General features: G+C 61.7%; 26 protein-coding genes and 3 pseudogenes. 18 read left to right on the forward strand and 11 right to left on the reverse strand.

What is annotated here, in order from left to right:
* Positions 1–2: 2 nt before the first annotated feature.
* On the forward strand, positions 3–1,235 hold the full coding sequence (amrB, locus tag VKS22_06335; GenBank protein HLW70223.1) for an AmmeMemoRadiSam system protein B: 1,233 nt from the start codon (positions 3–5) through the stop codon (positions 1,233–1,235).
* An 18-nt stretch (positions 1,236–1,253) separates the two neighbouring features.
* On the opposite strand, the gene VKS22_06340 is transcribed toward amrB, so the two are convergent.
* Positions 1,254–1,970 (reverse strand): alpha/beta hydrolase, encoded by a 717-nt coding sequence (locus tag VKS22_06340; protein HLW70224.1) that lies wholly within the window; start codon positions 1,968–1,970, stop codon positions 1,254–1,256.
* A 40-nt stretch (positions 1,971–2,010) separates the two neighbouring features.
* The gene (locus VKS22_06345; GenBank protein HLW70225.1) at positions 2,011–3,249 is read right to left on the reverse strand and encodes a CoA transferase; all 1,239 of its coding nucleotides are present in this window, start codon (positions 3,247–3,249) and stop codon (positions 2,011–2,013) included.
* A gap of 157 nt (positions 3,250–3,406) precedes the next feature.
* On the opposite strand from VKS22_06345, the gene VKS22_06350 reads away from it, so the two are divergent.
* From VKS22_06350 to selD, 6 genes are all read left to right on the forward strand, one after another.
* Complete coding sequence (locus VKS22_06350) at positions 3,407–5,131, forward strand: ABC transporter permease subunit (GenBank protein ID HLW70226.1); 1,725 nt, start codon at positions 3,407–3,409, stop codon at positions 5,129–5,131.
* 39 nt (positions 5,132–5,170) lie between these two features.
* Entirely contained in the window at positions 5,171–5,929 is a 759-nt protein-coding gene (locus tag VKS22_06355) for an ABC transporter ATP-binding protein (GenBank protein ID HLW70227.1), read from the forward strand.
* Positions 5,929–6,420, forward strand: coding sequence for an AAA-associated domain-containing protein (locus tag VKS22_06360; GenBank protein HLW70228.1), 492 nt, complete (start codon positions 5,929–5,931; stop codon positions 6,418–6,420). The genes VKS22_06355 and VKS22_06360 overlap by 1 nt, the downstream gene beginning before the upstream one ends.
* A gap of 31 nt (positions 6,421–6,451) precedes the next feature.
* Positions 6,452–6,826: a limonene-1,2-epoxide hydrolase family protein gene (locus tag VKS22_06365; protein ID HLW70229.1), complete on the forward strand. Its 375-nt coding sequence runs from the start codon at positions 6,452–6,454 to the stop codon at positions 6,824–6,826.
* Between the two features lie 741 nt (positions 6,827–7,567).
* Positions 7,568–9,496: a selenocysteine-specific translation elongation factor gene (gene selB / locus VKS22_06370; GenBank protein HLW70230.1), complete on the forward strand. Its 1,929-nt coding sequence runs from the start codon at positions 7,568–7,570 to the stop codon at positions 9,494–9,496.
* Positions 9,497–9,575: 79 nt separating this feature from the next.
* Positions 9,576–10,649 (forward strand): selenide, water dikinase SelD, encoded by a 1,074-nt coding sequence (gene selD / locus VKS22_06375; protein ID HLW70231.1) that lies wholly within the window; start codon positions 9,576–9,578, stop codon positions 10,647–10,649.
* Positions 10,650–10,671: 22 nt separating this feature from the next.
* Here the strand turns inward: selD and VKS22_06380 are convergent, their stop codons facing one another.
* The 5 genes from VKS22_06380 to sppA form a co-directional block, all read right to left on the reverse strand.
* Positions 10,672–11,586: a Ku protein gene (locus tag VKS22_06380; protein HLW70232.1), complete on the reverse strand. Its 915-nt coding sequence runs from the start codon at positions 11,584–11,586 to the stop codon at positions 10,672–10,674.
* Positions 11,587–11,696: 110 nt separating this feature from the next.
* Positions 11,697–12,653, reverse strand: coding sequence for an alpha/beta hydrolase (locus VKS22_06385; GenBank protein ID HLW70233.1), 957 nt, complete (start codon positions 12,651–12,653; stop codon positions 11,697–11,699).
* 11 nt (positions 12,654–12,664) lie between these two features.
* Complete coding sequence (locus VKS22_06390; protein ID HLW70234.1) at positions 12,665–13,714, reverse strand: NAD(P)-dependent alcohol dehydrogenase; 1,050 nt, start codon at positions 13,712–13,714, stop codon at positions 12,665–12,667.
* Positions 13,715–13,756: 42 nt separating this feature from the next.
* A complete protein-coding gene (locus tag VKS22_06395; protein ID HLW70235.1) occupies positions 13,757–14,173 on the reverse strand; it encodes a DUF6306 domain-containing protein in 417 nt (138 codons plus the stop codon).
* A 78-nt stretch (positions 14,174–14,251) separates the two neighbouring features.
* Positions 14,252–15,991: a signal peptide peptidase SppA gene (gene sppA / locus VKS22_06400; GenBank protein ID HLW70236.1), complete on the reverse strand. Its 1,740-nt coding sequence runs from the start codon at positions 15,989–15,991 to the stop codon at positions 14,252–14,254.
* A 286-nt stretch (positions 15,992–16,277) separates the two neighbouring features.
* Here sppA and VKS22_06405 point away from each other — a divergent pair, with 286 nt between their 5' ends.
* Complete coding sequence (locus VKS22_06405; protein ID HLW70237.1) at positions 16,278–16,565, forward strand: MFS transporter; 288 nt, start codon at positions 16,278–16,280, stop codon at positions 16,563–16,565.
* A 125-nt stretch (positions 16,566–16,690) separates the two neighbouring features.
* Positions 16,691–17,017, forward strand: coding sequence for a hypothetical protein (locus tag VKS22_06410; protein ID HLW70238.1), 327 nt, complete (start codon positions 16,691–16,693; stop codon positions 17,015–17,017).
* Between the two features lie 388 nt (positions 17,018–17,405).
* Here VKS22_06410 and VKS22_06415 read toward each other — a convergent pair whose 3' ends face one another.
* Both VKS22_06415 and VKS22_06420 read right to left on the reverse strand, forming a co-directional pair.
* Positions 17,406–17,573: a hypothetical protein gene (locus tag VKS22_06415; GenBank protein HLW70239.1), complete on the reverse strand. Its 168-nt coding sequence runs from the start codon at positions 17,571–17,573 to the stop codon at positions 17,406–17,408.
* A pseudogene (locus VKS22_06420) lies at positions 17,564–17,725 on the reverse strand (transposase). Before VKS22_06420 ends, VKS22_06415 begins: the two are co-directional and overlap by 10 nt.
* A gap of 462 nt (positions 17,726–18,187) precedes the next feature.
* Between VKS22_06420 and VKS22_06425 the strand changes: the two are divergent.
* The 4 genes from VKS22_06425 to VKS22_06440 all read left to right on the forward strand — a co-directional run bounded on the left by VKS22_06425 (position 18,188) and on the right by VKS22_06440 (position 20,290).
* On the forward strand, positions 18,188–18,466 hold the full coding sequence (locus tag VKS22_06425; GenBank protein ID HLW70240.1) for a UPF0175 family protein: 279 nt from the start codon (positions 18,188–18,190) through the stop codon (positions 18,464–18,466).
* Positions 18,463–18,942, forward strand: coding sequence for a DUF3368 domain-containing protein (locus VKS22_06430; GenBank protein ID HLW70241.1), 480 nt, complete (start codon positions 18,463–18,465; stop codon positions 18,940–18,942). The genes VKS22_06425 and VKS22_06430 overlap by 4 nt, the downstream gene beginning before the upstream one ends.
* A gap of 111 nt (positions 18,943–19,053) precedes the next feature.
* Positions 19,054–19,872, forward strand: coding sequence for a Dam family site-specific DNA-(adenine-N6)-methyltransferase (locus VKS22_06435; GenBank protein ID HLW70242.1), 819 nt, complete (start codon positions 19,054–19,056; stop codon positions 19,870–19,872).
* A 4-nt stretch (positions 19,873–19,876) separates the two neighbouring features.
* Positions 19,877–20,290 carry a PD-(D/E)XK nuclease superfamily protein gene (locus VKS22_06440; protein HLW70243.1) on the forward strand — a complete coding sequence of 138 codons (414 nt, stop codon included), beginning with the start codon at positions 19,877–19,879 and terminating at the stop codon, positions 20,288–20,290.
* Between the two features lie 508 nt (positions 20,291–20,798).
* On the opposite strand, the gene VKS22_06445 is transcribed toward VKS22_06440, so the two are convergent.
* A complete protein-coding gene (locus tag VKS22_06445; protein HLW70244.1) occupies positions 20,799–21,608 on the reverse strand; it encodes an amidohydrolase family protein in 810 nt (269 codons plus the stop codon).
* Here VKS22_06445 and VKS22_06450 point away from each other — a divergent pair.
* The 5 genes and pseudogenes from VKS22_06450 (at position 21,529) to VKS22_06470 (ending at position 24,880) form a co-directional block, all read left to right on the forward strand.
* Positions 21,529–22,368, forward strand: coding sequence for an SDR family NAD(P)-dependent oxidoreductase (locus tag VKS22_06450; protein ID HLW70245.1), 840 nt, complete (start codon positions 21,529–21,531; stop codon positions 22,366–22,368). The two genes, VKS22_06445 and VKS22_06450, sit on opposite strands and share 80 nt — an antisense overlap.
* Positions 22,365–22,532: a hypothetical protein gene (locus VKS22_06455; GenBank protein ID HLW70246.1), complete on the forward strand. Its 168-nt coding sequence runs from the start codon at positions 22,365–22,367 to the stop codon at positions 22,530–22,532. Before VKS22_06450 ends, VKS22_06455 begins: the two co-directional genes overlap by 4 nt.
* Positions 22,533–22,797: 265 nt before the next feature.
* A complete protein-coding gene (locus tag VKS22_06460; GenBank protein ID HLW70247.1) occupies positions 22,798–22,968 on the forward strand; it encodes a hypothetical protein in 171 nt (56 codons plus the stop codon).
* An 89-nt stretch (positions 22,969–23,057) separates the two neighbouring features.
* Positions 23,058–24,062: pseudogene (locus VKS22_06465) on the forward strand (IS110 family transposase).
* Positions 24,063–24,388: 326 nt separating this feature from the next.
* A pseudogene (locus VKS22_06470) lies at positions 24,389–24,880 on the forward strand (IS21 family transposase).
* A gap of 173 nt (positions 24,881–25,053) precedes the next feature.
* Here VKS22_06470 and VKS22_06475 read toward each other — a convergent pair.
* Positions 25,054–25,421 (reverse strand): nitroreductase family protein (locus VKS22_06475; protein ID HLW70248.1); only part of this gene is annotated, 368 nt, incomplete at its 5' end.

Below are 25,421 nucleotides of genomic sequence, written 5' to 3' on the forward strand. Positions count from 1 at the left end.
CGATGGATAAACCCAGGATTCGGCCGGTCGAAGCAGTGCCCATCGAGCAAGAGGGCCAGACCTACGTCATGCTGCGCGACCCCGCGGGCATCGCGCCGGCGCCCATCGCGATCGGCACGGGCGCCTATTTTCTCGTGACACTCTTTGACGGAGCCAATACGCTGCTCGACCTTCAGGCCGCCTTCACGCGCCGCTTTGGCGATCTTCTCCCCTCGGAACATCTAAACAGCCTGATCGAAGCGCTCGACCAAGGCTATTTTCTCGACTCGCCGCGCTATGCCGATCGCGTGCGCGAGATTCACGAGGAGTTCGCCCGTGCGCCGCAGCGCCCCGCCGCGTTGGCCGGTCTCGCCTACGAGAACGATCCGACCCGGCTCCGCGCCGAGATCGCGAGCTACTTTCAGCGTCCCGGCGCACCCGGAGAAATCCCGCCGCCGCGCGCCGACGGTGCGGCGCTGAGCGGCTTGATCTCGCCGCATATCGATCCGCGGCGCGGCGGCGCCGCATACGCTCACGCCTACGGCGAACTGCTGACGCGCGAGCGTCCCGAACTGGTGATCATCCTCGGAACCTCCCATTATGGTATGGGCGCGCAGCTCTTCACCGCCACGCGCAAGGACTACGCGACGCCGCTCGGCGCGGTCGCGACCGATCGCGCCTTCGTCGACCGCCTCGCCGCGCGTTATACTCAAGGTGGTTTGTTCGCTCAGGAAATTCTCCATCGCAACGAGCACTCGATCGAATTTCAGGCCCTGTTTCTGGCTTGGGCGCTGGGCACAGCGGGTTACAAAATCGTCCCGATCCTGGTCGGCTCGTTTCACGAAATGGTCGGAGCCGGCGAAAGCCCGGCTCTCGACGAGCGCGTGCGCGGTTTTATCGACGCGCTCCGCGCGGAACTCGCCGCCGAAGCGCGGCGCGTGTTGATTATTGCCGGGGTGGATTTCGCGCACGTCGGCAGAAAGTTCGGCGACCAGTTCAAGGCCGACGATAAAATCGCTGAGTGGGTAAAGAGCGCAGACCTCGCGCTCATCGAGAATATCAAACGCGGCGATCCGGACGGCTTCTTCGCCGACGTCGCCAAGGATCGCGACGCGCGCAAGATTTGCGGCCTCTCGCCGATGTACACGCAGCTTGAACTACTGCGCGGGCATCAGGCGCGCCTGCTGATGCACGACATCGCGATGGAGCCGCAGACCGAATCAGCAGTTTCGTTCGCGAGCCTCGCGATCGATTAATCCGGCGGCGCGCGCGCCTCAGCTCGAGTGTCGTTTGAGAAACTCCCGCACGCGCTTCACCGCTGCGGGCGCACTCGTGGCGCTCTTCCACGACTTAACTACCTCGATACTCGGATTAAGCCGCGCGATCTCGTCGGAAATCGGCGCGGGATGATAGAGATCGTCGCCGCACAACAGGAGCATCGGGGTTGTACACGAGCGCACAAAATCCTGCGACACGGAAAAAACGAAATCGCCGCCGTACATGGTTTCGCGGAAGGCCGCAAAATCGCCGTCACTGATCCGGCGCGGAGCCGGCAGTTTGCCCGCCCAATTGTCAAACATCTCGCGAAACGCCGCGCGATTCTCGTGCAATCCGATCGGATTTTGCAGCACCGCGGCACTGATCCGCGACGGTGCCGCTTTGATCAGACCCAGGCAATAGGACGACCCGATGCAGCCGCCCATGATATGGCTGCGATCGATCTTCAGATGGTCGAGCAGCGCCAGATGATCGGCCGCGTAGGTATGCCAGCCATCGGCGGCGGTTACCGGACCCTGAGAACGGCCGGCGTTGCGCTGATCCATCGCTATGACGCGAAAGTCGGCGGCAAACTCTTTCGTCGGATCGAACGGACTGCGATGCCAGAACTCGATCGCCGAACCCATCCCGCCCGGTGCGAAGAGCAGGATGGGATACCCACTGCCGAATTCCTCGTAGTAGAGCGAAACCTCGCCGTGTGTGAACGTTGGCATCGTCGCCTCCTCTAATTAACGCCAGCGAAAACAATCGCGATCAATATTTGCCCTCGATCAGTACATTTGCCGCGCGCAGTTCCTCGATCTCCTGTTCGCTGCGGCCGAGCAGATCGCGCAGCACTTCGCGGTTGTGTTGGCCGAGCGTCGCGGCTTCGAGCGGCAGATCCTTGGGGAACTCCGAAAAGCGCAGCGGCATCCCGGGAATCTCGAACTTGCCGACGAAGCGATCCTCGATCGTCCGCACGGTGCCGCGCGCACGATGATGCGGATGGCTGATAGTCTCCTCGATCGAGAGCACCGGGGCTGCGGGTACGGCATTTTTCTGCATGTGGGCAACGGCGCTATCGCGATCCGGAAAAGTGGCGAGCCAATCCTCGATCATTTTGATCAGCTCAGCACGATTCGCCAGGCGGCCCGGATCGGTGCCGAATTTCGCGTCATCGACGAGCTCGGGCCGGTTCATCGCCTTGCACAAATCCTTCCAGTGATGGAGGAAGGCCATGATGACGACCCATCCGCCGTTGGCCTTAAAGACTCCCGCCGGCGCGATGTAATTGAGATGGGGACCCTGGCGCGACGGTTTGAGCTGGCCATTGCTCCCGCTGTACTGATGCACGCTGACTTCGTGACAGTGGTAGTAGACGTCGAGCAGACCGACATCGAGATGCTGCCCGCGCCCGGTGCGATCGCGATGGCGCAACGCGGCGAGGATCGCCAGCGCCCCGTGCACGCCGGTGTTCACGTCGCCGACTGCGACCAGCGGAATGTAGGGTGTGCCGCCGGCCTCGCCGATCATCGAAGTGACGCCCGAGTAGGCCTGCGCGATGAAGTCGTATCCGGGCAGCTTCGCCAGCGGACCGGTCTGCCCCAGTGCGGAGATCGAGCACAGTATGATGTCCTTGCGCATCTCGCGGAGGCGGTCATAACCGAGGCCCATTTCGGCCATCGTGCCGGGTTTGAAGTTCTCGACCACCACATCGACTTTGGGGACGAGCGCGGTGACGATTGCCATCCCGCGCGGATCACGGATATTCAGGCAAACGCTCTTTTTGCCAAGGTTCTGCTGGATGTAATAGAGGCTGCGATCGTTGCCGCGCAGCTTCGACATGCCGCGCACGAAGTCGCCATTCGGCGCCGCTTCAATCTTAATCACCTCGGCGCCCATCTCGGCCAGCATCCGCGTGCAACTTGGACCCGCGAGCGCGCGGGATAAATCCAGCGCCCGGATTCCGCTCAAAACATGCTCCATCGCACCAGCCATCGGCAGCACCTCCATTTAGTGACGGGTATCCTCGCAAAGCCTCTGGCACTCGCACAAGCCGGAGCGCGTGGTGGCGCGAGTTAACCATACCGTAACCAATGCGGTTCCAACCGGGTATCGCGACGGGCTATTCTGGCCCTCTTTCCGGAGCGGACAATGCCCGGATCGGACGATGGCAAATTCGCGGAGCATGACGCAGCGCCTCTTTGGCGCGGCCTTTTCGTTTGTCGCGCTCGCGGCGGTGATCGCGCTTTTTTTCACCTATCGGCGTTACCAGCCGGCGCCGCATCCGCCGCGCCTGAGTGTCGATGCGCGCGAGCTTCCTTACTATGCGTTCTGCTCCTTTTACCGCATGTTGGCCGCCTATCTGATTGCGTTGGTCTTCTCGCTGATTTATGGAATCGCGGCGGCGCACAGTCGCGCCCGCGAGCGCGTCATGATTCCGATTATCGATATTGCGCAATCGGTGCCGGTGGTCGGATTTTTCCCGGCCGCAATCTTTTTCTTCGTTGCGCTGGCCCCCGGGCGTCTCGGCGTCGAGATCGCGGCCATTTTCCTGATTTTCACCAGCATGGCCTGGAACATGGTGCTTGGCGTCTTCGAGTCGGTGCGCACGATTCCCAACGACTCGATGGAAGCGCTGGGCGCATTTGGCGCGAATTCATGGCTAAAACTCCGGCGACTGCTGCTGCCCGCATGCGTTCCCAAGCTGGTCTACAACTCGATCCTCTCCTGGGTCGCGGGCTGGTACTACCTGATTGCCTGCGAAATTATCACCGCCGGACCCACCTCGTACCGTCTACCCGGCCTCGGCAGCTATCTGATTACCGCGGCGGACAAGGGACGTTCGGGGGAGATCGTGGCCGGGCTGCTCGCACTACTGGCGATCATTGTCACGATGGACCTGCTGATGTGGCAGCCGCTCTCGGTGTGGGCAGAAAAATTCCGCTACGAATTTGCTGCGAGTCCCGAGCCGATGCGCTCGCTCGGGGGGCTGGATGCGGTTTCTGCGATTGGGCCGGCGCTGGTGCGCGCGGTACGCCTCAGCTTCACCCCGGTGATCCGCGCTCTGCGGAGCGCGCTCAGCGCAACCGCGCCGTTTAATCTCGCGGCTCATCCGGCAATTGTGCGTGCGGGCCGGCTCGTGCGACTGATGGTGATGGCAGGCTTCGCTTTTCTCTTGGTCTACGGGGTGATCGCGGGGGCGATCGCGCTGGTGCGAACGCTTTCGGCGCCGTGGCCTGCGATCGCGGCGCAGATTCCGGCGGCGACCCTGGCTTCGACGATTCGTCTGACGATCGCCTATCTGATTTCACTGGGCTGGACGATTCCATGCGCGATTTATGCGAGCGAAAATCAACGTTTCGCTCGTGCTATTGCGCCGATTGCGGAGATTATCGGTTCAGTGCCGGCGACGGCGCTGTTTCCGCTGATCGTATTGATTGTGATTCGGTATACCGGCGGCATGAACCTCGCCTCTATCCTGCTGATTCTCACCGGGATGCAGTGGTATCTGCTGTTCAACCTGTTGGGCGGCGTCAATCAGATTCCCGCCGATCTCAAGGAAGCCGTGCGCTCGATGGGCCTCAGCCGCATCGCCCGCTGGCGCAAGCTCACACTGCCGGCGATTGCACCCTCGCTGCTGACCGGCAGCATCACCGCATGGGGCGGCGGGTGGAATGCGCTGATCCTTTCGGAATACTTTCCCTATCGGGGCGTTACCCACAAAGTCTTTGGCCTGGGCGCGATGCTCGATGTTGCAACTTACGAGAAGTACAACGGACAGATGATTTTGCTGACGCTGCTCTCGATGATTTTGGTCGTGATAGTGTTAAATCGGCTGGTCTGGCGCCGGCTATACGATCTGGCGACCGAACGCTATCGAATCGATTACTGAATGGGCAAAACCGATGCGTGACGCGGATCTCCCCGACCCATGGCTCTGCTCGAGCTCAAGCATATCGCGAAGAGTTTCGCGCACGGCAAAGGCAGTCTGCCGGTGCTCGAAGATATCTCTTTCACCATTGATGAAGGACAGTTCGTCGCGGTCGTGGGGCCTTCCGGGTGCGGCAAATCGACGATGTTGCGCATCGTCAACGGGCTAATGCCGGCGACCTCGGGACAGGTGCTGTACCAGGGGCGGCAGGTTGACGGGATCAATCTGGAGTGCGCGCTGGTGTTCCAGTCGTTTGCGCTGCTGCCGTGGCTGTCGGTCAAGGCCAACGTCGAGTTGGGCCTGGAGGCGCGGGGCGTGCCGCTGGCCGAGCGTGAAAAACGCGCCGGGGCGTACATCAATAAGGTCGGTCTCGGCGGCTTTGAAGAGGCCTACCCGCGTGAGCTCTCGGGCGGCATGAAACAGCGGGTGGGGCTGGCGCGGGCGTTGGCGGTGGGGCCGCGCCTGCTGCTGATGGACGAGCCGTTCTCGGCGCTCGATGCGCTTACTGCGATCACCTTGCGCGAGGAGTTGCTCGACCTGTGGCAATCCCGCGACATGCCGGTGCATACGATCATGATGGTTACGCATACGATCGAAGAAGCGGTCGAGCTGGCCGATCGCATCCTGGTGCTGTCGGCCCATCCGGGACGCCTGGTCGCGGATCTGCCGGTGACGCTGGCGCGGCCGCGCGATCGGCGACGGGAGGAGTTCAATACGCTGACCGACAAGGTCTTCTCGCTGATCGAGGAGCGTTCCTGATGGCGTCGGCTGCGGGTATCAACCCGATTCCCGATATCCCGCTGACGTGGATCTTCGGGCTGCTCGAGACGCTCGAGGATCGGGGCGGCCGCGACGACGGCTACAAGATCGCGCGCGATCTTCAGTTCAAGTTTGGCGATCTGCTCAAGGTGATGAAGGCGGCGGAGATTCTGGGCCTGGTCGCAACACCCGCCGGCGACGTCGAGCTCGAGCCGCTGGGCCGCCAGTTCCTGGCCAGCGACATGAACGGGCGCAAGCTGATCATCCGCCAACAGCTCAAGCAGCACAGCCTCTTCAGTTATCTGGTGCGGCTGCTGCATGGCCAGGAGGATCGCGCGCTGAGTAAAGAGGTCGTGCTCCAACATCTGGCGATGCTGCTGCCGAATGAGCCGCCGGAAAAAATGTTCACGACGATCGTCAACTGGGGGCGTTTCGCCGAGCTTTTCGGCTATAACAAGGATGAAGACCGCTTCTATCTCGATCAGGATTAGAGCGGCGCAACCCGAGACGGAGAAAAGGAAAATGGCATCTGAAGCTGAAGCAATCGTCAGTGAATTCTGCAAAGCGTGGGCGCGGCTGAATATCGATCAGATCATGGATTTTTTTACTGACGACGCGACCTATCACAACATCCCGCTGCCGGTGGCGACCGGCAAGCCCGCGATCCGCAAAACGATCGAGGGGCTGATGAAGGGCACGACCTGGGTCGAGTTCAAGATTCTGCATACCGCGACGGTCGGTGGTGTGGTCCTGAACGAGCGCGTCGACTCCTTCGAGGTCAAGGGCAAGCGCATGTCCTTGCCGGTGGCGGGAGTCTTCGAGACTACGGCGAACGGCAAGATCAAGGCGTGGCGCGACTACTTCGACATGAAGATGTTTACCGATCAGATGAAGTAGGGGCCTTGTCTAATCCCGGTTTCTGAAGAATTTGAGATTCCTCCCGCGCGAGATAGCGCTTCCCACACGGCTTGCCGGCAGCGCCGCGTTTTGTTGATGCGCGCGCGGGAATGACAAGAGCGGCTTGGGACTAGTAAAAGCGGCAAGGTGATTCTGAGGGAGTCGGTGGTGAGAAGATCCGGGATTTTTCGCTGCGCTCAGAATGACAAAGTAGGTCGGTGCAGTTGGAAGTAGCGAGGTTTTGTTGAAAAGTCCGCGACTGAGGATAGAAGAATCAGGGAGTTTCTTCGCTTCGCCGGGCTCAGAGTTGATACTGCTACTCTTGGCCGCGAGTCCAGCTTAGATTGGGATTATCATTGGTACCCGGCGGGCGCTGGAAAATACGAACTAGCGATCGGTTATGCGTCGGGCCCTGACGTCGCCAACCTCATGATCTATTGGCAGGATGCGCCGCGAAAGTTCAGATCCCAAGGATTCGGCGCCGCCGGAACCGCCGGTACAGTGTGGTATGAGGGTACGCAACCCGCTGACTTCAGCGGCGACGGCAGAATGGAATTAGTCGTGATGGCTCCGGTTGGGCGAATCTCTCCTCTGCGAACGAAATTCATTCCAGACGGCGAGTGGCCTGAGGTCTATCGGCTACGCGACTGGTGACGCGTAAGTTTGTCCCGTCGATAAAACGCGCCATCGATCCGCTCGCCGAGGGATTTTTTCAACAACCTAACACTGCTGAGCCAGAGTATGCGACCTCAGATTGTTCATGCCGTGATTGGCACGGCGGGCCATATCGACCATGGCAAGACCGCGCTGATCAAGGCGCTGACGGGTCACGACACCGACCGGCTCAAGGAGGAAAAAGAGCGCGGCATCTCGATCGATCTCGGCTTCGCGTACTTCACGCTGGCCGACGGCGCGCAGGCAGGTGTGATCGATGTGCCCGGACACGAACGCTTCATCCGCAACATGCTCGCCGGCGCGCATGGGATCGACTTGGTGCTGTTCACGGTCGCGGCCGACGACGGGATCATGCCGCAGAGCGAAGAGCATCTCGACATCCTGCATCTGCTGGGCGTCTCGCGCGGGATCTTCGTGATCACCAAGGCCGATCTCGCCGATGAAGCGCGGCTCCGCGAGGTGCGCGAGGAGATCGAAATTCTCGCCGATGGCACCTGCCTCGAAGGCTCGCCGATTATTCCGATCGCGGCCTTAAAAGGACGAGGCATCGACGAGCTGCGCGGGGAGATTGAGCGGCAACTCGACGGCTTTCAGGCGCGCCGCGCGACCGGCCTGTTCCGCCTCCCGCTCGATCGCGCCTTTGTGATGAAGGGTCACGGCGTAGTCGTTACCGGCACGGCGATGGGCGCGGAGGTGCGGCTGGGCCAGAAGCTGCGGCTGCTGCCGCTGGGCGGCGAGGTGCGCGTGCGTGCGCTCCAGATACATGGCGAAACAGTGGAGAGCGCCGGGCTCAGTCAGCGCGTGGCGCTTAACCTGAGCGGCGCGGAGAAGCTTGAGCTCAAGCGCGGCGACGTCCTCGCTGACGAGCGCCTCGAACTGGCGACCAGCCGTCTCGACGCGCGGCTCGAAGTGCGTCCGGCGGCGAAGCGCGCGCTCAAGCACAATCAGCGGGTGCGGTTCTATATTGGCGCGGCCGAGACGATCGGCCGTGTGATCGTGCTCGGCGAGGCGACGGAGATCGCGCCCAAGCGCTCAGCGCTGGTGCAGCTGGTGCTGGACGAGCCGGTCGTCGCGCTGGCCGGCGATCGCTTCGTCGTCCGCGACGAAACCAACGTGCGCACGATTGGCGGCGGCGTGGTGCTCAACCCGTTGGGCAGACGCTCGCGGCGGCCGCTCGAAGCCTATCTCAACAATCTGAATGCGCTGGGTAGGGGGCGGGACGCCGCCGCTGTCGAGGCGATGCTCAATTTGCAGGAACGGCTCGCGCTGACCGCGCCGATCCTCGCGCAGCTATTCGACGCGCCGGTCGCGGAGCTCACGGAGACGCTCAAGGATGCGCGCTTCATCCGCCTCTCGCTCGGCGATGAAGAGGGTTTCACGACCGCGGTCAAATGGAACGAGATCAAACGCGCAGCGCTGGAGGCGCTGACTCGCCATCATCGCGACGAGCCGCTAGCACCAGGCCTCGAGATGGAAGCGCTGCGCACGCAACTACCTTACGAAGTCGCGCCGCGCGCCTTTCGGGCGCTGCTCGAACGGCTCGCGCGCGAAACTGATCTCGTGCGCGAGGAGAGCGTCGTGCGGCTCAAGTCGCATAAGGTGCAGCTCGGGGGCGATACGGGCGAGCTCGGCGTGCGGGTTGAACGGATTCTGCGCGAGGCGGGCTATCAACCGCCGGATTTGAAGCAACTCGCCGAAACTTTGCAGATGCCGGCGTCGGCGATGGCGCGCTTGCGCGCGGTGCTGGGCGCGATCGAGCGCGAGGGACGCGTGATCAAGATCGCGACCGACTTCTATATGGCGCGCGAGCCCTTCGAGTCGGCGCAGGCCAAACTACTCGAACGGCTGAAGCGCGACGGCGAGATCAGCGCGGCGACCTATCGCGACGTGCTGGACGCGTCGCGCAAATTCGCGATTTTGCTGCTCGATCATTTCGACCACAGCGGCGTGACGACGCGCGTCGGCGATCTGCGCAAGCTGCGCCATCGGGAGTAGCTGCACATAGGCCGCTTGTGGGCTGCGGCACGCGGCGCGTTGAGCCGCCACAAGTTTCGGCGATAGACTTGCGCTCAGCATGAGCAAGGAGCAGGACAACAACGCGACGCGCGGCGAGCTGATCCGCCTGACGGCGCGCTGCAAGGCGGCGGGTTGAGCCGGCAAGCTGGGTCCGGCGGACCTCGAAGCGGCACTCGCGCGGCTTGACCTCGGGAGCCATCCCGATTTGCTCGTCGGTATTACGACCGGCGACGACGCCGGAGTGTTCCGTCTGCGCGACGATCTGGCGCTCGTCAACACGGTCGATTTTTTCACGCCGGTGGTGGACGATCCCTTCACCTACGGGCAAATCTCGGCAGCCAACGCGCTCTCCGACATCTATGCGATGGGCGGGAAGCCGCTAACCGCGCTGAATATCGTCTGTTGGCCGCAGAGCGGATTGCCGGGCGAGATGCTGCGGGAAATCCTGCGCGGCGGCGCCGCGAAGACGCGCGAGGCCGGGGCGGTCGTGGTCGGCGGCCACAGCGTCGCCGATGATGAGGTGAAGTTCGGCATGGCGGTGACCGGCGTAATCAATCCGCGCCGGATTATCCGCAACGTCGGCGCGCAGGTTGGCGACGCGCTGATCCTGAGCAAGCCGCTCGGCACCGGAATCCTGATGACCGCCTTCAAGCGTGATCGTCTGGCGCGCGAGTATTACGACGCCGCGGTGCGCTCGATGATCGAGCTCAATGCCGCGGCAGCGGCGGCGATGCTCAACTACGAAGTTCATGCCGCCACCGACGTGACCGGCTTCGGCCTCGCCGGTCACGGCTTCAAAATGGCCGATGGCAGTGGCGTGACGCTGCGGATCGAGGAGACCGATCTGCCGATCATGGCGGGTGCGATCGAGTTATGCCGCGAGGGGATGGTGCCTGGAGGGGGTACGCGCAATCGCGAATTCTATGGCCGGCACGTCAAGATTTCCGACGAGGTCGCGGACGAAGTCGGCGCGCTGGTGTTTGATCCGCAGACTTCCGGCGGGCTGCTGATCGCGCTGGCGGGCCGCGACGCGCTCGCCCTGCTGAGCGATCTGCATCGGGAGGGCGTCATGGACGCGGCGATTATCGGCGAGGTGGCGCCGCGCGGCGACTACGCGATCGAGGTGATGTAGGGGCTCGGCGTTCCCGCTAGCGTTATTTTTTGCTGGCGGTGCGGCGGCGCGCGCCGGCGGTCGCCGCGCGAGCGCGCGGATGAGCACGACCACCGGCGCTCGCCACCTGCTTTTCGCTGACTTCCGCCTCGTCCGCAGGGGCAGCCTCGTTCGCAGGCGCCGCGCCGCGCTTTTCCAACGACGCCTTCAAGGCCGCCATCAGATCGATCACTTGGCCGCGACGCGGCTCCGGCGCGCTCGCGGTGACCTCCTCGCCGGCGACTTTGCGTTGCGCCGCTTCGACCACCCGCTCGCGATAGTTGTCGGCATACTTGCCCGGCTCGAAGTTCTTCTCGGTCAGCTCGTCAATCAGCCGCTTGGCAAGCGTCAGCTCTGCTGCTTTGGGCGCCTCGTTAGCCGCCTGATCAACGTCCTCGACTGATCGGACCTCGTCCGCATAGTAGATGGTATGGAGCATCAAGCCCTTACCGCTCGGCCGAATCATCACGAGATGTTCCTTGCCGCGCATCGTGTAACGACCGAGCGCGACGCGGCCGGTTTCCGCCATCGCGTCGGTGAGCAGGCGATAGGCCTTGGCCGCGAGCGGCTCGGCACCGAGATAGTAGGCCTCCTCGAAGTAGACCGGATCGACCTTGGCGATCGGCAGGAATTCCGTAATTTCGATGGCGTGGTCATTGCGCGCCTCCATCGCCTTCAACTCTTCATCGGTGAAGGTGACGTAGCGGCCCTTTTCGACCTCGAAGCCGCGCACGAGCTCGCTGCGTTCGATAATCGCGTCGTCGACCGGGCAGTAAATCTTTTGCTGGATGCGGCTTAAGTCTTTGGCATGCAGCAGATTGAAGCTTACCGACTTCGAGCGCGTCGCGGAGAAGAGCTTGACTGGAATCGAAACCAGTCCGAATGAGATGTTGCCGTTGCCGACAGGCCGTGATGCCATAAGTGACGCAGCCTCCAACCAGTCTATCGTGCACGCCAGGGCGGTAGCGGACAAGCCCGATCAAGCGGCCCGTTGGAGCAGCGCCAAGGCGCCTTAGGCATCACGGCGAACTAAGCCACGGTAGCGAGAAAATCGAGCAGCGCCTTGTTGGTCTCGGCTGGGCGCTCGGCCTGGACCCAATGTCCCGCGCCGTCGATTATCACCTTGCCGCGCAGATTGGGGACCCACTTGTCCATCTCGTTCATCCAGAGGCCGCCGGCAAATGAGAGCACGAGGTCTTTGGCGCCGGTGATAAAAAACGCCTGCTGTTCGATCTTCGCGTTTTCGAGTTGCGGGGTAATCTCGACGTTGCGATCGATATTGCGATACCAGTTGATCGGCCCGCGAAAGCCGCTCCGTTCGTATTGCGCGACGTAGTAATCGAGGTCTTCGGCGGTGAGCCACGATGGCAGCGTCGGCGGATCGATCATGCCGTCGAGCAGTTTGGCGGAAGCCGGCTTGGGCGTCGTCCATAAGCCCGGGGGCGCCTCGCCGCAGATGGCGTAGTACATCATGCGCAGCGATTTGCGCACGTCGGCTTCGAGCTCGGCCTCGGCGACCCCCGGTTTCTGAAAGTAAACCATGTACCAGAACTGATCCCCGAACGTCTCTTGCCGGGTGAAGGTGTGAGCCTTCCAGCGCGTGTAGGGCACGCTCATGCCGACGACGGCGCGCACTCGTTCACGATGCAGCAAGGCAGTATGCCAGGCGACTGGCGCACCCCAATCGTGACCGACGACGATAAAGCGTTCGTGACCGAGTGCGGTGGCGAGGCCGGCGACATCGTTGCTCAGCTCGACAATGTTGTAGGCTTCGATCGCTTCGGGCCGATCGCTGCCGCCATAGCCGCGCTGATCCGGCACGGCCACCTGATAGCCGGCCGTGACGAGCGGATCGATCTGATGACGCCAGAGATACCAGCATTGCGGAAAGCCATGCAGGAGAATCACCAGCGGCCCCTTGCCCTCGACGACGGTGCGCAGCGTGACGCCGTTGGTTTTGATCATCTCGAAATTGCGTGGTTTCACGGTGTGGCTCCCTAAAACGTGATCAGCGGCTTGATAATGCCGTCGAGTTTTTTGTCCATGGTCTCGAAGGCGTGTTCGAGTTGATCGAACTTGAAGGTGTGGGTCGTCATTTTAGTGGGATCGAGGCGGCCGCTTCGCAGAATCCGCAGCATCCGCTCCATCCGCAGACGCCCGCCCGGGCAGAGCAGCGTGCGAATCGTCTTCTCGGCCATGCCGACGCCCCATTCGAGCCGCGGGATATTCACGAAGTCGCCCTTGCCGTGATAGCCGGCATTCGAGATGGTACCGCCGGGCTTGGTTACTTTGATCGCATTGGCGAAGGGCTCATTGCCGCCGAGCGCCTCGATTGCCGCGTCGACGCCCGCGCCGCCGGTCAGCTCAAGAATGCGCGCGACGACATCTTCACGCGTGTGATCGACGATAACATCCGCGCCATATTGACGCGCCAGCTCCTGGCGTTTCGGCACGGAATCGACGCCGATAATCAGGCCCGCGCCGCGCAGGCGCGCGCCGGCGATCGCCATCAGGCCGACCGAGCCCAGCGCGAAGACCGCGACTGCGCCGCCGATCGGAATGTCGCCGTTCTCGGCGGCCTTGAAGCCGGTGGTCATCATGTCGCAGCAGTAGACCGCGGCTTCGTCGCTGACTCCAGTTGGGATAATCGCCATGTTCGCGTCGGCGTCATTGACGTGGAAATACTCGGCGAAAGTGCCGTCCTTGGTATTAGCGAATTTCCATCCGCCGAGGGCCGCGCCGGATTGTGAGGGATAGCCGGCCTGCGCCGCCGGATCGCCCCAATCCGGTGTGATCGCGCCGACGACGACGCGATCGCCCGGCTTGAAATGCGTGATCGCAGCGCCGACCTCGTGCACGAGGCCGACCGCTTCATGCCCGAGCGTGAGATTTTCGCGCGGGCCGATCGCGCCGTGCACAGTATGCGCGTCGGAGGTGCAGATGAGCGCGCGCGTCGCCTTGATAATCGCGTCGTTGGGACCGGGCTTGGGGATCGGCTTGTCGGCGAAGCCCACGCGCCCGATACCCTGCATCACGAATGCCTTCATTCGATTACCTCGCGTGGATAACCAGCGGTAGCAGATTGCTCGTTATAGTTTTCCTTCGGCCAGGGCCTTGTCCAGCGCGCCGATATTGGTTTCGTGGCCGTCCGCCATGACGCGCAGAAACGCCTGCAGCGGCTCATCTTTAAGCGCCGGCAACTGCTCGACGATCTTGCGAATGACCCAGCGCTGGCCGCGGTTGAGAAGTTCGAGCCGGCCCTTGAAGTCCGGCACGGCGCGAACCTTCTCGACAAAGTCGCCGGTCTTGTTCGAGGCGGTCCCGCCGAGTCGCCGGACGTGCGCGGCCAGCTCGCCGGCATAGTAGCCTTCGTCGTGGCCGACCTTTTTCAGCATCTCGCGCAAGTCCAGTGACTGCGCCTGATCGGTCAATTCGTGCAAGATGCGCCCGCCCGCGCGTTCGGCCTCGCCCAACACGTTGAGGAACTCTTCGAGCTGCTTTTCCATAGTCAATTACCTCCGCATGCCCTTACATTATCACGACCGCCATCGAGGTATGAGCGGATGCGCTCGGGCGGCCCGCAGTTACATCACCGGTCTGATCGGACAATAGGCCTGGCCATAGGCGCCCTGGCGCGCGAGCGCCTCGCGCACCGATTCGATCAATGGTTCGAGCCCATGCGGCGGCCGCCACGAGGCGGTCCCGAAGATATGACCACTCAGGAGGCGTCCGAACCAGCTCACCTGCGCGGGCAGTTCGACGATCCGCACCGGCTCATGCGGGTCGAGGTTGGCGAGGGTCTTGGCCGCGGCCAAGGCGGCGTCGAAATCGCCGAGATGGTCGATGAGCTTGACGTCGAGCGCCTGCGCTCCGGTCCAGACCCGGCCCTGGGCGACCGCGTCAACCTGGTCCACGGTCAGATGCCGCTGTTGGGCGACGAGCTTGACGAAGTAGCTATAGGTGTCGCCGAGCAGTTGATCGTGGAAAAGCTTCGCTTGCGCGGGTGTGAAGTCAGTGAAGGAGTCGAACATCTCCGCATTTGCCCCGTGGGAGATCGCGTCGGTGTCGATTCCGAGCGCGGCTGCGGCGCCGCTCACGTCGAATTTGCCGCCGAGCACGCCGATCGAGCCGGTCAATGTTCCGGGGTCGGCAAAAATCTGCGCCGCCGGGGTCGAGACCCAGAAACCGCCCGACGCGGCGAGACCGGCCATACTGACGACCACCGGCTTTTCCGTGGCGCAGAGCTCAACCGCCCGCCGGATCAGCTCTGACGCTATAACCGAACCGCCGGGCGAGTCGATGCGGAAAACCACGGCGCGCACTGCATCATCTTCACGCGCCGCCTTGAAGGCTGCGATCATGTCGTCGGAGCCCATCGAGCTCGAGCCGGGCGAGAGAATCGGATCATAGTCGCTCTCGCCGCGCGCGATCGCGCCGAGGCCGTAGATCACCGCGATCTTGTTGCGCATCCGCAGCGCCGCGCGCTGCGGTCCGACGTAGTCGGTGGCGTTGATCATTTCGTGATGCTCGCCGCGGTACGACTCGATCCGATCATCGAACTCGTCTTCGTATTCGAGCCGGTCGAGCAGCTTCGATTTGACGCCGTCGGCCGCGGTCAGCGGCGCGAATTCGATCAGTGCGCGCAACGCGGCGGGATCGAGCCGGCGATGACTCGCGGTTTGGTTGACGATTTGCCCGAAGAGACTGCCCGCCAGCGCTTCATCCTCCTCGCGCTGCGCCGGGGTGAAATCCTTTTCGGTGAAGATATTGCCGGCGCTTTTGTATTTGCCGATCGCATCGAAGACCGGTTTGACCTTGATGTTATCCAGCAAATTGCGCGCGAACAGCTCGCGGATGCTGACCCCGAGGATGTTGAGTTCGCCTTGCGGCATCATCGAAACTTCGTCGGCGTCGCTGGCCACGAGGTAGGGCAGATTGCCGAAGCCGCCTTCGCCCGCGGTCTCCATGTAGGCGGAGATCCATTTGCCGTGCGCGCGGAAGCCGTCAATCAAACCGTTGAGCTCCTGCGCCTGCGCCAGCTCCATGTCCGGATCGAAAACCTTGATCGCGAGACCGACGATGCGCGGGTCTTCCGCCGCGCTGCGCAGCGCCCGCCGGACGACGTTAAGCCCGAGGCCATTGGCGCGGGTTCGACCAAAGGGCGAGCCGTCGGCGCGCTCGCTCAGCGGGCCGTCAAGCTCCAGCTGCAGCACCGAGCCTGGGCGGTAGCGATGCGCGATATAACGACTCACGCCGACGATCAGAAACACAACAGCGACGAGGATCGCGCTGCGCACAAGCCATCTGAGAAGTCTCCTGAACATGCTAATCTCCCAGCAAATTTCCGCGCCCGTTCGCCGATATGCTCTGCGATGGCATGAAAGCTCCGGCTGAAAGCCGACTCCCTAGCCAACCATATCGGTTGCGTTCGAGCCAACTACGATTTTGCACGGGGCGAAGACCCGGGCCGATTTGATGAGTGGGGCTGATTTGCGCCATCGCGCCCCGCCGACCGCTGCGGCGCCGCTGCTCAACGAACAACCGCTCGGCGCGCTCCACTACCGGATCGTCGGATTGTGCTTTGCGGCCTAGGTCTTCGATTTTTATGATTTGATTCTCTACTCGTTTCTGCTCATGCCGATCGCGCGCGACCTGCACCTGAGCAATACGCAGTCGTCGCTGGCGCTCGGTCTATCACTGGCGATGACCGCGCTGGGAGGGGTCGCGTTCGGTTTCGCCGGCGATCGCTTCGGCCGCAAGCCGGTCATTATCGCGACCGTCCTCATCTATGGAGTCGGCACTACGTTGTGCGGATGGTCGCACTCGTTGAGCAGCCTGCTGCTGTATCGCGGGTTCACGGCGCTCGGGATCGGCGGCGAATCGCCGGGCAAAGTCTGATCGCCGAGAGTATGCCGCCGCTATCTCGCGCCCGCTACGCTGGCTATGTTCAGGTCGGCGCCCCGCTCGGGGTGCTGCTGGCGGCGCTCTTCGGCGGCTATTATTCATCGCGCTAGGGAGAGATCATGTGGGCGATTCTCGCGGTCCTTTGTTGGGTCGTTTACGACGTGGCCGTCATCATTATAATCGCAGGAAAAATCTCTGATTCCCGATGGTGGTTGCTGGTTGCGGGAGGGATTGCGCTGATCTTGTTCACGGGTATATCGGCAGTGTTGGATTTTTTGGCTCAGCGCAAATTGGAATCTCAGGTGGGTTTACTTAGGACAGAACTAGATCGCGCACAGAGCAATCTGGCGGGCAGGATGGATGCACTCGCCTTGTTCGGCGGGGAGACCTTTCGGCAACTCAGAACATTAACGCAAACGGGCGACGATCCGGCGGCGGTCATTTGAGGCCGCGAAGGCTCAGATCGAAGAGTTGCGCGCCAGAGTTGAAGCGCGCGAACAACGCGAATGGCCGCTCCTATCAGTAGATCAAGAAGCCCTAATCATTAGACCGCTGCGACGAACTGGATTTAGGAAGTTGGGCAGCGGACCATATCAATCCAATGTTCGGAGTTTCCAGATTCTTTCTATTTGGCGGAGCAACTGATCGCCGTCTTCAATAAGGCAGGCTGGAAGCAATCGAAAGAATCATCGCCCGATCAGGTCTGGGCTGAGATATACCCCGGCATCGCAGTACGCGCGCCTGCGGGCCACCCTGACGCCGATCTTATTGCAAGGACGCTAGCGGAAATCATCGGCTCTGATTTTGGTTTTCCGGCAAAACGTGGAAAGCGCCCTACCGGCTTTTTTCAACTTTGCGTATGTCGTTCAGATTCAGATTGGGCGAAAGCCCAGTCAGCGGAAGCTGTCGTGAAAGCGGTAACCGCAATTCCAATTGAATCGGCTCGCTGGCGTCTGTGGGCTTGCTCTGAAGCGCCCGCCAGTTGCCGTGCTTCAGCAGCATCCTACCGCTTCCTCGAAGATGTCCGGGTTCTTGCGGTTGTTGTGGCGGAACTGAAACTCCGCGAGGTAGAGCGGGAGATACTTCCGGCTGACGTGGTGGTATGTGCCGATGATGCCACGCTTGAGCAACGCCCAGAACGATTCGATGCTATTGAGAGTAGCGCGACCGGATTCGCGTTTTGGGTAGTGGATCAGGGACCAGGCATGGCGCCAGTGGAGGAATGACCTAGGCAAACCGTACCGGGATAGGATACGGCGATTTTGCCCGGTAGCAGCTCTCCGGCAGCGCTATCCGGGTCCTTCGCAGCCGAAGAAGGACGCGAAATTGTGCCATTTTCAGCTTGTTAGCCCAATTTGGCCAAGATAGGAGACTCGTTGGTGGAGCAGAAGGGATTTGAACCCCCAAGAAAGTCCAGAAAATCTTAGGTTTTTCCGCCCGAAATGTGCCCCGAAATGGCCGTTTCGGTACAGTTTGCCCCACGTGGGGCAAACTCGATAAGGCTCTGCCAGTCGGCTTTGAGCCGTGGTCACGGCGCCATCCGCGAGCGTATGATACGTATGATACTTCTCTGGGCGCTGCGCCCGGTCGCATCGAGACCAAACGAGGTAAGTCCTGTGGCTGAGAAGGATTTTCACGTAAGCCTACCCCAAGAGGTGGTCGGTGGCTTTGGCTGGAACGAATCGGAAGTGCCCAGCCGCGTACGCGAGGCGCTCGTAATGGAGCTGTTACGGCTCGACAGGCTTTCGGAGGCGCAAGCCGCAGCCATTTTGGGACTCGCACGCTGGGAGCTTCTCGAAGTGATGGGGCGTTACGACGTACCGGCCGTTCGAATGAGCACAGAGGAACTCGATCGCGAGCTCGCCACCGAGGTCAAGCGTAGCGGCGCCGCATGATCGTCTCCGATGCCGGCCCAATCATTATCTTCGCCCGCATCGGTCGGCTTTCCCTTCTCCACGAGGTTGCCGGCTCCCTGCTAATCCCCGACGCTGTCTACGACGAGATTGTCCTAAAGAAAGGCGGTATGCCGGGCGCGGCCGAGGTGGCTCAAGCCGCGTGGATTCAGAAAGTCTCTGTCGCAGATCGTTCAATTGTTGATGGCCTGCCGAACGTTTTGCATGAAGGAGAGCGCGAAGCGATCGCCCTTGCCAAGGAGCGAGGCGCGCAATTGCTGGTTGACGAAATTCGTGCCCGACGCGTCGCCATTGACTGGGGAATCGACGTGATCGGGACGCTGCGCATCCTCGCCGAAGCGAAACGGTTGGGACTCGTCGATGCGGTTCGCCCGATCATCGCGGAGATGCAATCGAGTGGATACCGGTTCGACCGTGTTTTGGTCCGACGCTTCCTTGAGCGAATCGGCGAGGGGTAACCTGAATCGTTTTTCGCATCGAGGGCCGTCCACAGACGTTCAGCACGCCGGCAAATCATGAGGCGCCAACTCTCGCCTCTGACCCTGCGCTAGGGTAAAGGTGAAGGCGCGATGGCGGCGGTTGCGGATCTGCGGGAACAGACGATTCCAGTTCGACCTCCTCTCAAATGGGCAGGCGGCAAACGGTGGCTCGTTCCCCACCTGGCCGAACTATGGACGGCGCACCAGCACAGCCGTCTAGTCGAGCCCTTCTGCGGTGGTCTGGCCGTCGCCCTGAGCTTGCGTCCCAAGCGCGCGCTTCTGAACGACATCAACCCACACGCGGTGCATTTCTATTCGTGGCTGAAGCGCGGCCTCGAAGTAGATGACAGGCTCGAATTCGCCAACCGCGAGGCTCTCTTTTACGAGCACCGGAGCCGTTTCAACCAGCTCATTTCCAATGGCGGAGCCGCGTCCGCCGAAGCGGCGGCGCTCTTCTACTACCTGAACCGCACCTGTTACAACGGCCTGTGCCGCTTCAATTCGAGCGGCCAGTTCAACGTCCCATTTGGTCGATACAAACGCATCAACTATAGGCGCGATTTCAGCAGCTACCGCTGCATCCTTGGCAACTGGCAATTCTCGACCGGGGACTTTGAACAGGTCTCGGTCGAGCCCGACGACTTCCTCTATGCTGATCCTCCGTACGACGTGGAATTCCGGTCGTATTCGAAGGAGGGTTTCAGTTGGGACGACCAGGTTCGGCTGGCGGAGTGGTTGTCAAAGCATCGGGGGCCGACCATCCTGTCGAATCAGGCCACCGATCGGATCCTCCGACTGTACGCAAAGCTTGGGTTCAAGCTCCGCATGATTGACGCACCGCGCATGATCAACTGCACCGGAGACAGATCGCCCGCGAAGGAAGTGCTCGCGACCCGCGGTCTCGATTAAAGGGTTGGGGCGAAATACAAATACTGGAGCCGTTCTTGAAAGCATGGTGCTACCAGCGCTGAAACGCGGCGGCTACTCATACCGCAAGCAGGTGCTTGTAGGCTCGCGCCCAGGCGGTGGACGGCACAAAGTGGATATAGCCGCCGAGAAGTCGGACGACGAGTTCCTAATCTCGATGAAATGGCAGCAGAGTTCGGGCACCGCCGAACAAAAGGTCCCTTTTGAGATCATCTGCCTCGCCGAAGCTATCAGGGAAACTCCGAGCTACAAACGCGGCTACGTGGTTCTTGGCGGACCCGGCTGGACGCTCAGGGCGTACTACGTAGAGAAAATCCAAAAGCATCTCGTCGGCAGTGAAGCCGTCAAGGTACTTTCGCTTGAGACCTTCGTTGCGTTAGCCAATGAGGGCAAGCTCTGAACCGGCCGAGCGCAGAGACCATCAGCTTGGAAACAGAGATCGAAGCGAAACGGTCGGAGATAGCCAACAAGATGCGCGCGCTGGCCCGAAGACTTGAGTCCGGTGACGATTCGGAACTCCTTGCATGGGTCGTTCCGAGCGCTCTCGCATGCGCTCATCGACCACTCAGGCACCACCCCAGATATCGCGGAAGCGGTCAACCAATTCCCGGTAGCGTAAAGTCGTTAATCGCGGACTGGGTAGAGCAGATTCGGATGGAAGGAACCGCAAGCATCGTCAACTTCATGCACGACCGAGATCTTCGATGCTATCGCGAAATCGATTTCCATGGTTTGGACCTCTGTCAACGCCGGCTGAAAGTTGACCCACCCTGGCGCTGCTTGATCAGGGGGGCGACAGGGGAACTTCCCCCGCGTCGCTCCTTCTAATGTATGCTGTTAAGAGAGAGGCCGAAGTGAGAGTCGGCAGCTTTCGAACAACGGCGAAGGTACGGCTTAGCAGATATCGCTCAGTCGACCGTCGTAAGCGCCCCCGAGCTATAGACGATCTCGCCTGCCGTCATTGTCATCACGCTCTCAGTGCCTGGAAGCTGGCCCACCGGCACGGTGAAGATGTCCTGCGACAGGACCGCGAGATCCGCAAGCTTCCCGGGTGCAATCATGCCCTTCTCATTCTCCTGAAACTCCGCGAAAGCGGAGCCGCGCGTATAGGCTTCGACTGCCTGCTCGATTGTGATTGCCTCAGACGGGCGTGCCGGGTGCATCACGGCGAACATCAGGTTCAGGTACGGATTCAACGGACCGTCGGAGCCGAGCGCGAATGGAATACCTGCCTCAATCAGCGATCGCGCGGGCGAGTAGTCGAACTGATCTCCATAGCGTTCTGCAAAGATGTCCCTGAACGCGAAGTGGCTCGGGTTTTGGACGATGATCACGCCGAAGTCGCGCGCGCGGGGAATCAGATCGGGAAGCAGGCCGTCGCCATGTTCGATCCTGACCCGCCGGGGCTTCCAATCAACGTGTCTGGTTTGCGATTCCATCGCGTTCAGAAACGACTCGGCGGTTCTGTCGCCGACTGCATGGACGAGCAGTTGATCATCATCTTCAATCGACTCGCGGAGCATCGCCCGCATTTCTTGTTCGGGAAGATAGAACTGTCCTGACCATCCCGCGCGATCGCGATATTCCCCTCGCAAAGCGGCTCGCCGTTCGAGCGGTGTCCCGTCAAGCAGCCATTTGGTGCCGCTGAAAGTAACTCCCGAAGCCGGCTCCGATTGCTTCGGCAGATCGCGCCCGTCGCTAACAGTCCCGGAAGTCAGCGCCGGTGGGCGGGAATCGAATCACGCGGATGCGAATCGGCAGCTTCGCGCGGTTAAGCGCCGCCACGTAACGGCTGGCCGGGAGGAGGGACATGATCTGCAACGAAGTAATGCCGAAGCGGACCGCCTGTTCCGCGAGCTGTTGCGCGCTGCTGATAACGTCCGTTTCCGATGCCGTCTGTGCCAGCTTGCGCCACGGCCCCCATTGCGCGTAGCCAAAGTCGTGGCGCGACGACGGGAGCGTCTTGAGGAGCTGGCCACGAAGCTACGATCCAGGCATGAAACGAACGTTGACATTCTCGTCGCCGACCTAACCAACGCCACGGACCTGCGCCAAGTCGAGCAACGTGTTGCGGGGGACGACGCGCTCCGAATGCTCGTCAATAACGCGGGTTTCGGCGCCTACATGCCGTTCGTGCAATTAGACCCATCCCGGGCGGAGGAGCAGATTAAACTGCAAATCGTCGCGCCAACGCGGCTCACGCGCGCGGCGTTGCCCGGCATGATCGCGCGCAAGCAGGGCACGATCATCAATGTCTCCTCCCTACTGGCTTTCAGCGGGTCGCTTCCTTCTCCACCTCTGCCGGCGCGCGCTACCTACGCGGCGACCAAGGCTTTCCTCAACACCTTCACCGAGCTCCTGCACAGCGAGCTCGCAGGGACCGGCGTGCGCGTGCAGGTGCTCTGCCCGGGACCGTGCGCACGGAGTTCCACTGGATTCAGGGCATCGACCCCGACCGCTCGCCGGTTGCGCCGATGAGCGCGGAGGATGTGGTCCAGGCCGCGCTTGCCGCTTTGAAGGCTGGCGAGCTCATCTGCGTCCCCGGGGTCGAAGATTCCAAGGTCATCACCGAGTATCAGCAAGCACGGACGCGCGTGGCCCAGAGTGGAATGCCTAACAAACTCGCATCACGCTATCGGTGAGCGACCGCGCGAAGTGCCGAGGCGGAGCTTCACACCCAGGCAGTCATCCCGGCGCTACGCCAAATAGCGCATAAAAGTCCGCGCCATTTAATTCCCAAAGTGACAGCTCGCTGTCACTTTCCCAATTATTTGGCGTACAAGTTTCCCTGCTATTGGCGTACTTGAAACCGCCGCGGCCGGGATGTCCTAAGCGCTGTTGAATTTTGAGTGGCGGCAAACCTTGCCCGATCGAAGGATCGGGTTGGGAAAGAGGAGGAATGCCGCCATGAGGAAGAATGGCAATAAAGGGAAGTGGGAGCAAAGCGGGACGCCGCGGCAGCTGAGGTTGCCGTTGCGGGAGTTGGCGCGCGAGGCGCTGTGGGACACAGTCGTGATCTCGGGACTGGCGTTTGTCGAAGATGCGTTGGAGGCGGTGTTGCCGCCGATGCAAAACTGATGGGATGGACCGCTCCCCGCTGGATAACGGCCTCAGAGGGCCACGATGGTAGCTTCGACCATCGACGACAGAGCGAGGAGGGTCCGAAGATGAAAGTTACTACGCTGGGGATCGATCTGGCAAAGAACGTGTTCCGCCTTCACGGCTGCGATCTGAACGGGAAGGCGGTGCTGCGCAAACAACTCGCGCGGCCGCAGTTGCTGCGCTTCGTTGCCAACCTGCCGCGGTGCCTGGTAGCGATGGAGGCGTGCGCGAGCGCGCATTATTGGGCACGCGAGATCGAGAAGCTCGGTCATGAAGTGCGACTCATCGGTCCCAGGTTCGTAAAGCCCTACGTCAAAGCCAACAAGAACGACGCCAGTGACGCCGAGGCGATCTGCGAAGCTGCCAGCCGACCATCGATGCGCTTCGTCGCGGTCAAGAGTGCTGCCCAGCAAGATGTGCAAGCGGTTCATCGAGTGCGTCAGCAGCTCGTGAAGGCACGTACCGCGTTGGTGAATCAGGTGCGTGGTTTGCTGGCGGAATACGGCATCGTGATCACGCAAGGTGTTGCTCACTTGCGCCGTGCTTTGCCCCTCATCCTTGAAGACCACGATAACAGGCTCAGCGGAGTGATGCGCGAACTGCTCGGAGAGAGCGGCGAGCGGCTCAAGTTCATCGAGGAGCGGCTGCACCAATACGATTTACAGATCCAACGGCTCTTTCGCCACGATGAACGCTGCCACCGGCTAGCCGAAGTGGAAGGCGTGGGGCCGCTGATCGCGACCGCATTGGTGGCTGCGGTGGGCAACGCGAGTGAGTTCAGAAGCGGGCGTGAGCTCGCTGCTTATCTCGGATTGGTCCCCCGCCATCGCGCCAGCGGTGGCCGCACGGTCCTCCTCGGGATCAGCAAGCGGGGCGCTCGCTATCTGCGCACGCTGCTGGTTCACGGTGCGCGATCGGCCATGCGAACGATTGAAAGACGGCGTACCGCGCGCGGTGTCTGGGCCGGCCGTCTCAAGCTCCGGCGCGGAAGCAACGTGGCGGCGGTGGCACTGGCGAATAAGAATGCGCGAGTGCTGTGGGCGCTGCTCACAAAGGGTGAGAGTTATCGACCAACGCCAGCCCGAGGTTGCGCAGGCTGTAGCGGAGAGCTGATGGCGAACCGGTCGGACCGGCACTTTCTCAAACCTGATAGGTGGGTCAGGCCCGCGAGGCCGTAAAACTGATCAGGCGAAAGTGCGCGGATTTCCATCTGGGCCCGGGGCACACCAAGGTCGCCCCACTAAGAGGCCGGATATATGACTGCAACCGACACATTGCTCACCAGACTCTACGAACAGTGTTGCGCTGGGGAGCGGTCCATATATGACCCATCCCGGCGTGGGCTGCTCCGAACGGGAGGGTCCCACGCTGGTGGCGGAGGAAGCGGTGGAGATCCCTGACGGCGTTCATCGCCACGCTGGGCTGGAGCGCGACTTTCGTCGAGTTCGTGACCGATGAACGGCTGGAGACGCTGCTCGGTTGCCACGAGCGCGCGTTCTACTACTTCGGCGGGATCCCGCGCGAGGTGCTTTACGACAACATGCGCACGGTGGTGACCGATCGGGATCGATACGGGCCGGGGCTGCATCGCTGCAACCGCACTTTCCTCGACTTCGCGCGTCACTACGGCTCCTTGCCGCGGTTCTGGCAGCCGTATCGAGCCAAGACCAACGCCCGCCTGCACGCGACCACCGGTGAGGTGCCGCTGATGCGCCTCGAGTTGGAGCGCGAGCGTCTGCAGCCGATGCCAAGTCCGTGGCCCGGACTGATTCAGCCTGCTCGCTCAAAACGTCCGATACCGACGCCGCACGGCTATCAGCACTCGCTGCAGGTGTACGAGGAACTAATCTCAGCGGAGGTCAGATCAGCATTCAACATCAGCGCGTAGTGGAGCTGTGCAACGAACTCCGGCTTCGCGGCATCGCCGCGGAGTACACGCGCTGGCGCAGAAGGCGGCCGAGAAGCAGACAAGCGCAGGGCTGGCCTGCTACAGAAGCCCGCGAAGCATTCCGCCAGCTGATCGCGCGGAAATTCGTTCCGGGTTTGAAAGGCGGGCCGTCGTTACTTTTGATTTAGAACCCGGCATGAGTCCCATTCGTTCCAGTAAGTGCGATCGGGAGCGGGCAGGCGCTTCGCGGGTTTGAAGTCCGCGCCTCTGAAGTACGCGATCGGAAGCAGCGCGACCTGGCTCACGCCGTCAGGAATTCCCAACAGCTTGCTGACTTCTCGCGCATAGACAAGATGGAGAGTGGTCCAAGCGGAACCAAGACCCCGCGCACGCAACGCCAACATCAGTGACCAGGTCGCAGGCAGGATAGACCCATACATTGACGCCTGCGCAGCAAGCCCCTCGTTCTCCATCCGCCCCTCAATACACGGAATTACAAAAACAGGGACCTCGTGAAGATGTGTGGTGAGGTGGACCGACG

The sequence above is a fragment of the Candidatus Binataceae bacterium genome, assembly GCA_035308025.1.
Taxonomy (GTDB): domain Bacteria; phylum Desulfobacterota; class Binatia; order Binatales; family Binataceae; genus JAJPHI01.

Bases quoted from the DNA above. Each gene is read 5' to 3' on its own strand.
- VKS22_06355 (HLW70227.1), top strand. From the start codon at position 5,171: ATGGCTCTGCTCGAGCTCAAGCATATCGCGAAGAGTTTCGCGCACGGC.
- VKS22_06360 (HLW70228.1), top strand. From the start codon at position 5,929: ATGGCGTCGGCTGCGGGTATCAACCCGATTCCCGATATCCCGCTGACG.
- VKS22_06430 (HLW70241.1), top strand. From the start codon at position 18,463: ATGATCGTCTCCGATGCCGGCCCAATCATTATCTTCGCCCGCATCGGT.
- VKS22_06435 (HLW70242.1), top strand. From the start codon at position 19,054: ATGGCGGCGGTTGCGGATCTGCGGGAACAGACGATTCCAGTTCGACCT.
- VKS22_06345 (HLW70225.1), bottom strand. From the start codon at position 3,249: ATGGAGGTGCTGCCGATGGCTGGTGCGATGGAGCATGTTTTGAGCGGA.
- VKS22_06380 (HLW70232.1), bottom strand. From the start codon at position 11,586: ATGGCATCACGGCCTGTCGGCAACGGCAACATCTCATTCGGACTGGTT.
- VKS22_06455 (HLW70246.1), top strand. From the start codon at position 22,365: ATGAGCGCGGAGGATGTGGTCCAGGCCGCGCTTGCCGCTTTGAAGGCT.
- amrB (HLW70223.1), top strand. From the start codon at position 3: ATGGATAAACCCAGGATTCGGCCGGTCGAAGCAGTGCCCATCGAGCAA.
- VKS22_06340 (HLW70224.1), bottom strand. From the start codon at position 1,970: ATGCCAACGTTCACACACGGCGAGGTTTCGCTCTACTACGAGGAATTC.
- VKS22_06350 (HLW70226.1), top strand. From the start codon at position 3,407: ATGGCAAATTCGCGGAGCATGACGCAGCGCCTCTTTGGCGCGGCCTTT.
- VKS22_06365 (HLW70229.1), top strand. From the start codon at position 6,452: ATGGCATCTGAAGCTGAAGCAATCGTCAGTGAATTCTGCAAAGCGTGG.
- selB (HLW70230.1), top strand. From the start codon at position 7,568: ATGCGACCTCAGATTGTTCATGCCGTGATTGGCACGGCGGGCCATATC.
- sppA (HLW70236.1), bottom strand. From the start codon at position 15,991: ATGTTCAGGAGACTTCTCAGATGGCTTGTGCGCAGCGCGATCCTCGTC.
- VKS22_06410 (HLW70238.1), top strand. From the start codon at position 16,691: ATGTGGGCGATTCTCGCGGTCCTTTGTTGGGTCGTTTACGACGTGGCC.
- VKS22_06395 (HLW70235.1), bottom strand. From the start codon at position 14,173: ATGGAAAAGCAGCTCGAAGAGTTCCTCAACGTGTTGGGCGAGGCCGAA.
- VKS22_06460 (HLW70247.1), top strand. From the start codon at position 22,798: ATGAGGAAGAATGGCAATAAAGGGAAGTGGGAGCAAAGCGGGACGCCG.
- VKS22_06390 (HLW70234.1), bottom strand. From the start codon at position 13,714: ATGAAGGCATTCGTGATGCAGGGTATCGGGCGCGTGGGCTTCGCCGAC.
- VKS22_06415 (HLW70239.1), bottom strand. From the start codon at position 17,573: ATGCTGCTGAAGCACGGCAACTGGCGGGCGCTTCAGAGCAAGCCCACA.